The organism is Vibrio harveyi NBRC 15634 = ATCC 14126 = KCTC 12724 (assembly GCF_001591145.1).
In the GTDB taxonomy this organism is placed as follows: Bacteria; Pseudomonadota; Gammaproteobacteria; order Enterobacterales; family Vibrionaceae; genus Vibrio; species Vibrio harveyi.
In genome coordinates, this window is record NZ_BCUF01000003.1 from 58716 (window position 1) to 72572 (window position 13857).

The following is a 13857-nucleotide window of genomic DNA, read 5'->3' on the forward strand; positions in this document are numbered from 1 at the left end:
CAAATGCTAAGAATTGCCAAAGAAGCGCTGACATTCGATGACGTACTACTCGTGCCAGCTCACTCCACCGTTCTCCCAAACACAGCTGATCTTCGCACTCAGTTGACTAAGAACATCACCCTAAACATCCCAATGATTTCAGCGTCTATGGACACTGTTACAGAAGCTCGTCTAGCTATCGCGCTAGCGCAAGAGGGTGGCATTGGCTTTATCCACAAAAACATGTCTATTGAGCAGCAAGCTGCTGAAGTTCGTAAAGTTAAGAAGTTTGAAGCTGGTGTCGTTTCTGATCCAGTAACTGTTAGCCCTGAAGCGACTATCGCTGACGTGGTTGCACTGACTGAAAAACACGGCTTCGCTGGTTTCCCTGTAATCACAGAGAACAACGAGCTTGTAGGCATTATCACTGGTCGTGATGTGCGCTTTGTTACTGACCTTTCTAAGAAAGTGTCTTCAGTAATGACAGCAAAAGAAAACCTTGCAGCAGTAAAAGAAGGTGCAACACGTGAAGAAGTGCAAGAGAAGATGCACGAAGCACGCGTTGAGAAAGTATTGGTTGTGAACGATGAGTTCCAACTAACCGGTATGATCACTGCGAAAGACTTCCACAAAGCAGAACGTAAACCAAACGCATGTAAAGATGAGCGCGGTCGTCTACGTGTTGGCGCAGCCGTTGGTGCTGGCGCTGGTAACGAAGAGCGTGTTGCTGCTCTAGTTGAAGCGGGCGTTGACGTTCTACTTATCGACTCTTCACACGGTCACTCTGAAGGTGTACTAAACCGTATCCGCGAAACTCGCGCAGCTTACCCAGATCTAGACATCATCGGCGGTAACGTTGCGACAGGTGCTGGTGCTAAAGCACTTATCGAAGCGGGCGTTAGCGCTGTGAAAGTGGGTATCGGTCCTGGTTCAATCTGTACTACTCGTATCGTAACGGGCGTTGGTGTTCCTCAAGTAACAGCAATCGCAGACGCAGCAGAAGTGGCTAACTCATTCGGTATCCCAGTTATCGCTGACGGCGGTATCCGTTTCTCTGGTGACATCTGTAAAGCAATCGTAGCTGGCGCATCATGTGTGATGGTTGGTTCAATGTTCGCAGGTACAGAAGAAGCACCGGGTGAAGTGATTCTTTACAACGGTCGTTCTTACAAGTCTTACCGTGGTATGGGCTCTCTTGGTGCGATGTCTCAAGGTTCATCTGACCGTTACTTCCAGTCTGACAATGCAGCAGACAAGCTAGTACCAGAAGGTATCGAAGGTCGTATCGCATACAAAGGTCGTCTAAAAGAAATCGTACACCAACAAATGGGCGGTCTACGTTCAAGCATGGGTCTTACTGGCTCTGCAACGATTGAAGATATGCGTACTAAAGCTGAATTTGTTCGTATCTCAGGTGCGGGCATGGCTGAATCACACGTACACGACGTTCAAATCACTAAGGAAGCTCCAAACTACCGTCGCGGTTAATTTTTACTGTTGTAAAAATAAAACCTATACACTCGACGTAAACGTTTGCTTTTTTCCTTGAAGCATTAATAAGAGGCGAGTACACTCGCCTCCGTTTTAATAACCTAGCTTATAAGACTGCTCAAAATGACTAAAAATATTCATGACCAACGTATTCTGATCTTGGACTTCGGTTCTCAGTACACTCAGCTAGTAGCGCGCCGTGTACGTGAAATCGGTGTTTACTGTGAACTGTGGAGCTGGGACGTTGAAGAAGCGGATATTCGTGAATTCAATCCAGACGGTATTATCCTCTCTGGTGGTCCAGAAAGCGTAACGGAAGATAACTCTCCACGCGCTCCTCAATATGTATTTGACTCTGGTGTGCCAGTATTAGGTGTATGTTACGGCATGCAAACTATGGCTGAGCAGCTAGGTGGTAAAGTAGCGGGTTCTACAGAACGTGAATTTGGCTACGCACAAGTTAAAGTTTCTGGTGAATCTGCACTATTTAAAGATCTTGAGCTAACTCAAGACGTGTGGATGAGCCACGGTGACAAAGTAGTAGAAATTCCTGCTGACTTCGTGAAAGTTGGTGAGACAGACACATGTCCGTACGCTGCGATGGCGAACGAAGAGAAGAAGTACTACGGCGTTCAGTTCCACCCAGAAGTAACGCACACGAAAGGCGGTCTACAAATGCTAGAGAACTTTGTTCTTGGCGTATGTGGCTGTGAGCGTCTTTGGACTTCTGAATCTATCATCGAAGACGCGGTTGCTCGTATTAAAGAGCAAGTGGGTGACGACGAAGTTATCCTAGGTCTATCTGGTGGTGTTGATTCATCGGTAGTAGCGATGCTAGTTCACCGTGCAATCGGCGACAAGCTAACGTGTGTATTCGTAGATAACGGTCTTCTTCGTCTAAACGAAGGTCAACAAGTAATGGATATGTTCGGCGACCAATTTGGTTTGAACATCATCAAAGTTGACGCTGAAGAACGTTTCCTAAAAGCACTTGAAGGCAAATCGGATCCAGAAGAGAAGCGTAAGACAATCGGTCACGTATTCGTAGACGTATTTGATGAAGAGTCTAAGAAGCTGAAAAACGCGAAATGGCTAGCTCAAGGTACGATTTACCCAGACGTTATCGAATCTGCTGCATCTAAGACTGGTAAAGCGCACGTGATCAAATCACATCACAACGTGGGCGGTCTTCCAGATGACATGGAAATGGGTCTTGTTGAGCCACTACGTGAGCTGTTTAAAGATGAAGTTCGTAAGATCGGTCTAGAGCTTGGTCTTCCGTACAACATGCTTTACCGCCACCCATTCCCGGGTCCTGGTCTAGGTGTTCGTGTTCTTGGTGAAATCAAGAAAGAGTACTGTGACTTGCTACGTCGTGCAGACGCTATCTTCATTGAAGAGCTACACGCTGCAGACCTATACAACAAAGTATCTCAAGCGTTCACGGTATTCTTACCAGTTCGCTCTGTAGGTGTAATGGGTGATGGTCGTAAGTACGATTGGGTTGTATCTCTACGTGCGGTAGAAACTATCGACTTTATGACTGCGCATTGGGCACACCTACCATACGACTTCCTAGGTAAGGTTTCTAACCGTATCATCAACGAAGTTGACGGTATTTCTCGCGTGGTTTACGACATTTCTGGTAAGCCACCAGCGACAATCGAATGGGAATAATATTCCCTTCATATTTGAAGTAGCAACGTTGTTGATTTGTCCATTTCACCCTAATCACATAGTAAACCTATGCTCATAGGGCTGAAATGGCTTGTCGCCTAGTTGCAACTCCAACTATTTTGGGAATTAGTTGGAGTACTTGACGTAAAGATTAAAATAGTAAAACCAGCCTTCGGGCTGGTTTTTTTATGCCTGAAAAGTGTGAACGCAGGTCTCAACTTTTTTATTAGAAAATATATACATGCGACATTGTTGAATGTATATTCATTTTTAGTGTTTAAATATTAAAGTTGGTATTGCTATGGAACAGGCAGATGTTACCTCCCTCATCCCCATCATTATTACGTTAGTCCTTGCGCTAACTACAAGAAACGTTGTTGTAGGTCTTTTTGCCGGTGTTGTTAGCGGTGTGGCTATGTTAGAAGGCACATTCGTTGACAAAGGTCCGCTCGATTCGTTTAGCGCACTGATGAAAAGTTACCTGTTGCCGCAACTGACTGACAGTTACAATGCGGGCGTCATCCTTCTTTTGGTTTTCATTGGTGGTTTTGTTGCCTTGATGGAGAAATCTGGCGGTGGCGTGGCGTTCGCTAAAAAGGTCACTCAGTGGGTTGCAAGCAAATGCCAAGCACAGCTTTCTGCTTGGTTTGGCGGCGTTGTTATTTTCTTTTCAGACCTTGGTACACCGTTAATTGTTGGTCCTGTCTTTCGTCCTCTTTTTGATAAACTGAAAGTCTCTCGCCAGAAGCTAGCCTTTATCATCGATTCAACTTCATCCCCAGTGGCGATCCTCATCCCTTTCATCGGTTGGGGCGTTTATATCATGAGCCTGATTCAAAAAGAGTTTGCTGCACTGGATGTAGGTATCAGTGATTGGGATGCTTTTATTGGCGCGATCCCTTACCAGTTTTATGCCTTTTTAGCGATCGCGATTGTTCCGATTGTCTCTTTCTTCAAGCTGGATTTTGGACCAATGGCGAAAGCCGAACAGCTTGCAGAGCAGGGTTCTGATTTTGGAAAAGTGCAAGATTCATTAAATGTGTTTGAGCATAAAAATTCAAAAACAAGTTTTGTTTGGGCACCGCTGCTCGTCATGCTAGTTGTGCTTTGCTCGATTCTAGTGCCTCACGGTTTTCCATTTCAGAAAGTCGCAGGCTCGACCTTCCGTGCTGCATTGTCGTCGGCGTATTTCTTTGCTGCAATTACCCTAATTAGCTTGATGGCGTTTTATGGCGTGAGAAAGTTCTCTGATGGCATTCAGGTTTACCTAAAAGGGATGTCGAACATGATGTCCGTTGCGGTGATTTTGGTTCTTGCTTGGTCATTGAGTTCGGTTGGCAAGGAGCTTGGCGCAGCGGCGTACATTGCAGAACAAGCGCAGGCTGGTTTCCCTTATTGGTTATTGCCAGCGGTGGCATTTTTGTTAGCTGGTATTATTTCGTTCGCAACAGGATCGTCGTGGGGGACATTCGCTATTATGATGCCGTTGGTTATCCCAACTGCAGTTGCGATTGATGCACCATTGTTGGTGTGTATTGGTGCGGTTCTGTCTGGCGGTCTATTTGGTGATCACTGTTCGCCAATTTCTGAAACCACCATCTTGTCTTCGACTGGTGCTGGTTGCGAGCAGTACGAACACTTTAGAACTCAATTACCTTATGCGGTGCTTAATGGTGCCATTGCCCTAGCAAGTTTTCTTGTCGCTGGGGTAATGGCTTCGCCTGTGATTGTACTGGTGGCGGTTGTGGTTCAGTTTGCTGTCTATTTATTGCTTTCTAAACAGAAATCTTCGCAGGCTTTAGAGTCGATAACAGCCAACCAATAACCAAGAATAAAAACGGGGGAAGGTTCTCCCGTTTTGTTTTGAGTCAAGGTAACAGTTTTTGTGATACCCGCTGTGTAACAGTATTTATTTATAAACTTTGCGTCGCAGAATGAATGGGCTTTACTCGGCGTTTTTTCTACATGATCCACTATGTGTCTAGTTATTCCTTGTATATTGTATTGATAAATACGGAGATTAGACATGTTTGCACTCAAACATCTGCCTCTTGCATTAAGCTGTGTGCTCGCGGCACAAGCTCATGCCAGTATGAATATCCAACCTGATCCTCAAAACCCGAATGGCTACGTGATCGCTCGTGGTGACATTCAAGCGGTTGAGCAAAGCAAAACATCTGACCCAATGTATGCCATCTGGGCACAGGCGTTAGAGACTCGTCCGAACAGCGTTGTAGAAGCTATCGTACCGGGCGCAGCAGGTAACCCAGAAAACGTTAAACGTGTTGAACGTGTATTCCCCGAAAGTGAGTGGGACTTCCTAACGCAAATGGCTGCGCCTGAATACACTTATACTCGTTTCTTACGTGCGATAGGTAAGTTCCCTGCATTCTGTGGTGAGTACACCGATGGTCGAGACTCTGACGCAATCTGTAAGAAATCCATCGTGACAGCATTTGCGCATTTTGCTCAAGAAACTGGTGGTCACATTGCGGTTGATAACGTATCAGACAACCCACTTGCATTAGAAGAGTGGCAGCAGGCACTCGTGCATGTACGCGAAATGGGATGGTCTGAAGGTCAAGAGGGTTACACCACAGGCTGTGGTCAGAACGATTGGCAAAATAAGCGCTGGCCATGCGAACCTGGTCAAGGGTATTTTGGGCGTGGTGCCAAACAGCTTTCTTACCACTTTAACTATGGCGCATTCTCTGAAGTAATGTTTGATGGCGATGCATCGGTGCTGCTGAAGAATCCGGGTTTAGTCGCTGACTCTTGGTTGAACTTGGCTTCTGCAATTTGGTTCTTCTTAACCCCTCAAGCGCCAAAACCAGCGATGTTACACGTAATTGATCGTACATGGGTGCCATCGCAACGTGAGATCGATGCGGGCATTGGTTACGGTTTTGGTACCACTATCAACGTCATCAATGGCGGTATTGAATGTGGCGAGCAAAACAAAGACAAAGGTCAGCCTGTTAACCGTATTCGTTACTGGGAAGGTTTAGCAGCGCATTATCAAATTCCTATCGAAGCTGATGAAACCAATACTTGTTGGCAACAAACGCCGTACGGTAGCTTAAACCTTAACGGTGCGACTGATGTGCTTTACACCAACTGGGATGGTAACTGGAAGTACTACTCAGATCGCCCTGGGGGTCATTCATTTGAGTGTGAATTGGTTGGCTTCCAAACCGCATATTCGGCTCTGGTAGCAGGAGATTACGAGAAATGTGTTACCAACTTCTACCAATCTCACGCGGGTTGGCCTGAAGTACGCATTGTCGACAAACTAGACCCAGTCGATCCGGTTGACCCACCTGTAGGTGGTGTTGCTGCATGGGATGCTGGCAAGGTTTATAACACAGGCGACCAAGTCTCTTACAAGGGGGCGGTATATGAAGCTAAGTGGTGGTCACAAGGCAATGAGCCGACCAAAGGTGACCCTTGGAAGCTCGTTTCGGGCACGCCAACCGAGCCACCAACGACTGAACCTCCTGTGACAGAGCCACCAGTAACTGAGCCTCCAGTAACCGAACCACCGGTGACAGAGCCTCCTGTTTCAGGGGACTTTATCGCATGGGAACCAGGTGTCACTCAAGTAGCCAATGGTGACAAAGTGACTTATCAAGGTAAGTGTTTTATTGCGAAAAACGGTCCGGGTGTATGGGAAACGCCAACCCAGAGTAACTGGTTCTGGGATGAGATCTCTTGCCAGTGATTGAACAATAAATAGTCTAAGTATCTATAAAGACTCTGCTTTTTAGTAGGGTCTTTTTTTATTCATTTGATTGCCTATTTGTGCAATCTAAGTTTCCAATAACGTCTTTTCTCTTTTGTTTTTTAGTCCATTAAAATTCGCGCGCAATTTTTATCAACATTTTTGAAAACAGGTACGCTTACATGTCTACTAAACTGGCTAACCCAGCGCCGCTAGGCCTAATGGGTTTCGGTATGACCACGATTCTGCTTAACATCCACAACGCAGGATTCTTCCCAATTGACTCAATGATCCTAGCAATGGGTATCTTCTACGGTGGTCTTAGCCAAGTTCTTGTTGGCATGATGTGCTTCAAACGTGGTGATACTTTCGGTACGACTGCATTTACGTCTTACGGTCTGTTCTGGCTAACACTGGTTGGTCTAATCGTAATGCCTTACATGGGTCTTCCTGCAAGCCCAGCACACTTTATGGGTTGGTACCTACTACTATGGGGCATCTTCACTGGCTTCATGTTTATTGGTTCTCTATGCTACCCAGTAGCGAAGCAAGTCGTATTTGGTTCTCTTACTATCCTGTTCTTCCTACTAGCTGCACGTGACTTTACTGGTAGTGAGCTGATCGGCACTATCGCAGGCTTTGAAGGTATCTTCTGTGGTGCAAGCGCAATCTACTTCGCAATGGCTCAAGTACTAAACAACGAGTACGGTCGCACGGTTCTTCCAATCGGCGAAAAGCAAAAGCCTCAAGTTGCAACGCAAGAAATCGCAGCATAATCGCTTCGAATTGAATGCAAAAGAAAAGGGTTAGCCACTGGCTAACCCTTTTTTAATGTCCTTTTCGGACCACTGCTTTTTCTTATATACCCGCCAACCTGCTGGGGGAGGAGGTTAATGAGGCATTAGGTAGATGGCTGTTCTACTGTTTCTGCCGTGTCGCTATCCGCTGTAGGCGCCTTGCCTGTTTTACGTTTGTACTTTTCTTCCCAGTAGTCAGCACCTTTGATACCAAGCGCAACAGGGTTGAATGTGTACTCTGTAACCCCACGTTTTTGCTGCTCTTCATAATCAGCTAGAGCTTTTAGTGCTGGCTTAGACATGAAGAAGATGATCAGAATGCCGACAATATTTAGCCATGCCATTAGACCTACGCCTACGTCACCCATTGCCCACGCAAGGTTAGCTGTTTTAACCGTACCGTAGAATACCGCTGAGATCAGAATGACCTTCAAGATAAACATCAGACCGTTTACTTTTACTGTGCGACGGATGTAAGCGATGTTGGTTTCTGCGATGTAGTAGTACGCCAAAATCGTTGTAAAGGCGAAGAAAAACAGAGCAATTGCGATGAATGGTTTACCCACACCCGGAAGGGCACTTTCAATCGCCATTTGCGTAAATACAGGACCATTTGCACCGATATCTGCTGGAAGGTTCTGTACTAAGAACGCACCTTCGACTGCACCGTGTACGTTGTACGCACCCGTGATAAGAATCATAAATGCGGTTGCTGAACACACTAGCAGTGTATCGATGTAGATAGAGAATGATTGAACCAGACCTTGCTGTGCTGGGTGATCAACACTTGCTGCTGCTGCAGCGTGAGGACCAGTACCTTGACCTGCTTCGTTAGAGTAAACACCACGTTTTACACCCCAACCAATCGCAGCACCAATACCCGCCATCGGTGTGAATGCATCACCAATGATCATGCCAACAATACGTGGAATTTCACCGATGTTAAGTAGGATGATAACGAATGCTGTGATGATGTACGCCAGAGCCATGAACGGAACTACGATTTGAGTGAAGTTCGCGATTCGTTTCACACCACCAAAGATAATGAAAGCGAGAATGACACAGACAACCGTACCAGTGAAAATTTTAGCGAAACTGAAGGTACCAATAGCGGTTTCAATCATGTCACCTGAGCCAAATGCTGCTTCTACTGCGTTACCAATACTGTTCGATTGAACGCCAGGAAGTAGAACACCACATGCAAAGATGGTTGCGATAGCGAAGATCCAAGCGTACCACTTTTGACCCATTGCTTTTTCGATGTAATAAGCTGGACCACCGCGGAATTCGCCTTCGTCTTCTTCTTTATAAATCTGTGCGAGTGTTGATTCTGCGTATGCGGTTGCTGCGCCAAAGAAGGCGACAACCCACATCCAGAAAACAGCACCTGGACCACCGAAACCGATAGCGGCTGCAACACCTGCAATGTTACCTGTACCTACACGGCCAGATAGTGAAACGGCCAAAGCCTGAAATGATGAAATCCCCTTGGTTGAACTCTTACCAGAAAGTAGCAAGCGCCACATTTCAAAGAAGTGACGAATCTGCACAAAGCGCGTCATGATCGAGTAGAACAAACCAGCGCCAAGGCACAAATAAATCAGTACCGGACTCCAGATAATTCCATTCAGAAAATCAACTAATGACTGCATGAGTATTTTCCCTGTTTGTTACGGTTGTGGTTGTTTTTCGTACAACACATTACCCTTTTTTGTAATGTAATTGTTAACCTTTTTGACTAAAAATCCTTTGTAGCGTGATGATGAACACAGAATGGTTAAATATTGTTAAAAATTGGTTCTTGTTATGTTTGTGTGTGGTTTTTATTGGAAATGACAATGAATTGATTGAATATGCAGCACATTGTCATGAAAATATGCTGCGAGATATGGAAGTTATATCTTCTGAATGCTATTCAACATGTGGAATAATGTTCTATTTGAAATGGTTTGCAGGTGTTTAGGCGTAACGGCTTAGGCTCAATTCTGAGTGATTTGTTACTTTGCTTTCTGCACCGATCATAATGTCGGCAAGGAGTTGTCCTGACCCACAAGCCATGGTCCAACCTAGCGTTCCATGTCCGGTATTCGTGAATAAATTGTCGTAAGGGGTCGCACCAATGATGGGTGTACCATCGGGCGTCATGGGGCGAAATCCTGTCCAAAATTCGGCTTGAGTGAAATCGGCACTTTGCGGAAATAAATCTCGAATCACCATTTCAATCGTATTCTTGCGCTTTTGCGGTAATGAAGGATCAAAGCCCGCAAGTTCAGCGGTCCCTGCGACCCGGATGCGATCGTCAAAGCGTGTCATTGCCACTTTATAGGTCTCATCCATGACGGTAGATCGCGGTGCAAATTGTTCACATTCAATCGGAACCGTCAGTGAATACCCTTTGACGGGATAGATCGGAATATCAATCTCAAGCTGCTTGAGTAACGCCGTTGAGTAACTGCCCGAAGCAAGTACAAACTGGTCTGCTTTAAATAAACCACGATCCGTTTGGACACCCATGACCTTTTTGCCTATGGTAACCCAATTGCTTACCTCTGTATTGAATTCAAACCTGACACCATAAGCTTTCGCCAGCTTAGTTAACTGCTGACAAAACTGGAAACAATCTCCGGTTTCATCATCGGGTAGGTACAACCCACCGACCAGTTTTTCTTTTACTAACGCTAACCCAGGCTCTTGTTTGATGCAGTGCTCGACGTTCATTAGCTGAAAACGTGTACCGCTTTGTTCTAACAACTTAAGGTCTTTTTCTATGGCGTCTAACTGCTGTTGAGATCGAAATACTTGTAACGTTCCGAGTTGGCGACCTTGGTATTCAATCGCATGATCACGTCTTAGCTGCTCTAAACAAGTGCGGCTGTGATTGGCGATGGATAGCATTCGTGCTTTGTTGATCTGATAGCGAGATAAGGTGCAATTAGACACCATTTTCGTAGCCCAGCGGATAAGCTCTGGGCTGAGAGACGGTTTTATTTTGAGTGGGGCATGCTCTTCGGTTAGCCATCTCACGGCTTTGAGTGGAATGCCTGGGGCTGCCCATGGTGAGGAGTAGCCGTAAGAGATTTGTCCTGCATTGGCGAAGCTGGTTTCCATCGCACTGCTTGGTTGGCGATCGATCACGGTGACCTGATAACCTGCTTGAGCTAGATACCAAGCTGAGGTCAAACCGATAACACCACTACCTAATACGATGACTTCCATTGATGTGCTCCACACATTTTCGATGTGCGCAGTTTGTCTTCTTTACCTTTTGTTAACAATCGATATAAATTACATCCAGCGTTTAGAAAAACTATAGGCTCAGGATGAAAAGTAGTGTCGTAAGTGGATTGTGGTTATTTAACCAAGTAGCGGAACACAACAGTTTTACCAGTGCAGCAAAGGCATTGCACTTGACGACAGGCGCAATTAGCCAGCAAATTATCCAGTTGGAAGAGCAACTAGGCTTTACTTTGTTTGAACGCCATTCGCGAGGAATTAGGCTGACACCTAAAGGTTTGCAGTTATCTCAGACTTCGCAATTTCACTTCTCTGAACTTAGGAAAGCACTTGAAGAGCTACAGATTGAAAAGCTCCACAATGAAATTCGCCTCAAACTGACACCTTCTTTTGCATTTAAATGGCTGGTTCCTAGGCTTGAAAGCTTCCACCTAAATAACCCCGACCTGCAAGTACAGATTTTTGCAGAGGGAGCGCTTGTGAATAGTGAGCTGAAGGATTACGACGTTGCAATTGACTATGGTCCGCACCCGTATCGAGACAAAAACGCGAAGCGGATTCTTGATGAGCAACTTCTTCCAGTGATGAGTGTCAAATACCTTGAGGATCATGGGTGGCTAAAAACACCTAAAACGACACCAGAGCAATGGCGAGATGCGACGTTATTGCACGATGCTATGCCATGGGATAAAGCGCCGCGTGACTATGAGTGGCTCTATTGGGCATCAAGTATGGGGCTAGACTTTAAAACGGATTCTGGGCATTTTTTTAATCGAACGGATATGGCGATGTCCGCGGCTGAAGCCGGCGTTGGTATTGCGATGGCACGTATGGCGCTGGTGGAGGATGAACTTAAAAATGGTCGTTTGGTCTCACCATTTGAACCCGTTGATGCCAACGCAGGGTACTACTTGATCATTAACACGAAAAGCGAACCAACCGAACGATTTAAAAAGTGGCTTTTACAACAAGTTCAATTATCAATGTAGAGAGAGCCAATTGGCACGAGTGTTTAAGAAATAATAAAAATAAATTTCTTAATTACATGATACTTCGAATTGCTTCCCACAAATTGTCTTCCGTTTATTAACTCCTCTCACTCCGTCCTCTTTTTCCATATCATCCAAGAATTAATCAATGGATGAGAAAGACTATGGCTAAAAAAAACTCTCTTATATTAGCCTTAGCTCTATTTTCGGTAGGAGCAAGCGCAATGTTTTGGCCGTTTAAAAAATACGATGTGGAAATGTCTCCAGAAGTTCGTGGTGTCATCACACTTGATGGCGTACCGCAAGCGGGGTTAACGGTTCATCGGGACTTATTCTACGAAGGTTACAAAGATGGAGAGAAAATCTCCGATGAGGCAATAACTGGCTTAAAAGGGGAGTTTTATTTTCCTAATTTTCAGGTTCGTTCGAGAGCGCCAGAAGATGTTTTCGGGCAAAACTTCGTTGTAGCTCAAGAAATATATATCTTAAAAGAAGGCAAGGAAGTTTATCTGTGGAACGCTACTAAGCATGCAAAGCCAATTCCTTTTGTATCTGAATTATTGTTGGCTCTTAACTGTGAACTAAATCAAGAGGAACTCAATTATGAGTTCAGAGAACCTCAAAGTGGAGAGCGAATATATCTACCTCTAGTCTCGGTTTGTCGTTGGGAAGGATTAAAAGGTTATACAAATGAACAGCTGATTAAAGAAACAAATGACTTACCGTCAGAGGATTAATATGAGTGTATTATCACCTACAATTGCATCAGATATTGCAACTCTTGCTTATCAAGCAAGATTAAAAAGAAAAAGTATTTCTCTACAAAAAAACACAAAGGCCCACTTTAAGTTTGATATTAGCAACGTGATATCAGGAACTTCTGGAGGCTTTTTTTATCGCCCTACTTCAGGTTTCATCGTTGTAGGTAAAGGGGTTAGTGAAATTTATAAGAGAGATATCGTACTTTCTTTTCGAGGCACTAAAACACTTGCTGATGCATTGACTAATATGACGGCAAACCATAGAGGTACACATTCTGGAGAGCTAGTACACAATGGGTTTCAAGGAACCTTTAATTCTATGGTTCCTGAAATTAGAGCTTTCGTGAAAACCAGTAAGTCAGATAAATTACTAAATATTCACTGTGTGGGTCATAGCCTTGGTGGTGCTTTAGCCACTTTAGCCGCGAACTGGCTTAAATCTTTTCCTGAAGTTAATGCAAAAGTTCACCTTTATACATTTGGTGCTCCCAGAGTAGGTGGAAAAAGTTTCTCTATGAATGCAACTCAACGTCTAGATAGTATTTTTAGATGTGTTAATGGTGCTGACCCTGTACCTAAAGTTCCTGTGTGGCCTTTCTATCACACTCCTTACAATGGTTCGGAGTATTTATCGAGCAGACAACAGGGTCTAGATCATAAAGCTCATGATATGAAGCGTTATGCTCAATTGACGGAATTTCAGAGTTGGGAAAAAATCTATTCCCAGAAGGTTGCCTATCCCTTTGAAAGGGTAGTCTTAAATTATAACAATCGGCTTGAAACCAGACCGAATGAGTTTTGGGCAGACAAAATCTCAGCTGCAATCCTGACATTGTTAATTGATGGGGGGTGTGCTTCTATAGTCTTTGCTGCGCAAAATATAGGCTCGGCGATTTCAACTATCTATGATGCTATTGCTCGTTCAATGGTTAAGATCTCAGAATTATCAAGTGAATTTGCAGAACGTGTAAAAGGCTTACTTGGTCATATGCTGGTATTTGCGGGCAAGGGAGCTCAGATCGCGATTAAGTTTACCTATTCATTTATCCGCTGGGTATTCGAATTGGTTTTAAACAAATTGAATCAGGCGGTTAAAGCTGCACTAAAAAGTACTTTTTAATCATCTATAAACCGCCTCAAGCGAGGCGATTTTTGTTTTACAATAAAGTCTTTCTAAAACCTAGTTCCTCTCCCTGTGACTTGAACTG

General features: G+C 44.7%; 10 protein-coding genes. 8 read left to right on the forward strand and 2 right to left on the reverse strand.

Annotation, left to right across the window (positions count from 1 at the left end):
- The first annotated feature begins 3 nt into the window (after nt 1-3).
- The 5 genes from guaB (at nt 4) to VHA02S_RS02415 (ending at nt 7644) form a co-directional block, all read left to right on the forward strand.
- Nucleotides 4-1467, forward strand: a complete 1464-nt coding sequence (gene guaB / locus VHA02S_RS02395; protein ID WP_005447694.1) for an IMP dehydrogenase — start codon at nt 4-6, stop codon at nt 1465-1467.
- Nucleotides 1468-1593: 126 nt separating this feature from the next.
- Nucleotides 1594-3147: a glutamine-hydrolyzing GMP synthase gene (guaA, locus tag VHA02S_RS02400; protein WP_005447693.1), complete on the forward strand. Its 1554-nt coding sequence runs from the start codon at nt 1594-1596 to the stop codon at nt 3145-3147.
- Nucleotides 3148-3448: 301 nt separating this feature from the next.
- On the forward strand, nt 3449-4972 hold the full coding sequence (locus VHA02S_RS02405) for a Na+/H+ antiporter NhaC family protein (protein ID WP_038898481.1): 1524 nt from the start codon (nt 3449-3451) through the stop codon (nt 4970-4972).
- A 201-nt stretch (nt 4973-5173) separates the two neighbouring features.
- Complete coding sequence (locus VHA02S_RS02410; protein ID WP_038898482.1) at nt 5174-6868, forward strand: chitinase; 1695 nt, start codon at nt 5174-5176, stop codon at nt 6866-6868.
- 182 nt (nt 6869-7050) lie between these two features.
- Nucleotides 7051-7644, forward strand: a complete 594-nt coding sequence (locus VHA02S_RS02415) for an acetate uptake transporter (RefSeq protein ID WP_005447690.1) — start codon at nt 7051-7053, stop codon at nt 7642-7644.
- Between the two features lie 125 nt (nt 7645-7769).
- On the opposite strand, the gene VHA02S_RS02420 is transcribed toward VHA02S_RS02415, so the two are convergent.
- Together VHA02S_RS02420 and VHA02S_RS02425 are read right to left on the reverse strand one after the other, a co-directional pair.
- Nucleotides 7770-9317 (reverse strand): alanine/glycine:cation symporter family protein, encoded by a 1548-nt coding sequence (locus VHA02S_RS02420; protein ID WP_005447683.1) that lies wholly within the window; start codon nt 9315-9317, stop codon nt 7770-7772.
- Nucleotides 9318-9624: 307 nt separating this feature from the next.
- Nucleotides 9625-10881, reverse strand: a complete 1257-nt coding sequence (locus VHA02S_RS02425; RefSeq protein WP_038898483.1) for a D-amino acid dehydrogenase — start codon at nt 10879-10881, stop codon at nt 9625-9627.
- 104 nt (nt 10882-10985) lie between these two features.
- On the opposite strand from VHA02S_RS02425, the gene VHA02S_RS02430 reads away from it, so the two are divergent.
- The 3 genes from VHA02S_RS02430 to VHA02S_RS02440 all read left to right on the forward strand — a co-directional run bounded on the left by VHA02S_RS02430 (nt 10986) and on the right by VHA02S_RS02440 (nt 13769).
- Nucleotides 10986-11888: a LysR substrate-binding domain-containing protein gene (locus VHA02S_RS02430; RefSeq protein ID WP_038898485.1), complete on the forward strand. Its 903-nt coding sequence runs from the start codon at nt 10986-10988 to the stop codon at nt 11886-11888.
- Nucleotides 11889-12052: 164 nt separating this feature from the next.
- A complete protein-coding gene (locus tag VHA02S_RS02435) occupies nt 12053-12625 on the forward strand; it encodes a DUF6795 domain-containing protein (protein ID WP_017188494.1) in 573 nt (190 codons plus the stop codon).
- Between the two features lies 1 nt (nt 12626).
- A complete protein-coding gene (locus VHA02S_RS02440; RefSeq protein ID WP_026138334.1) occupies nt 12627-13769 on the forward strand; it encodes a lipase family protein in 1143 nt (380 codons plus the stop codon).
- The last annotated feature ends 88 nt before the right edge of the window (nt 13770-13857 follow it).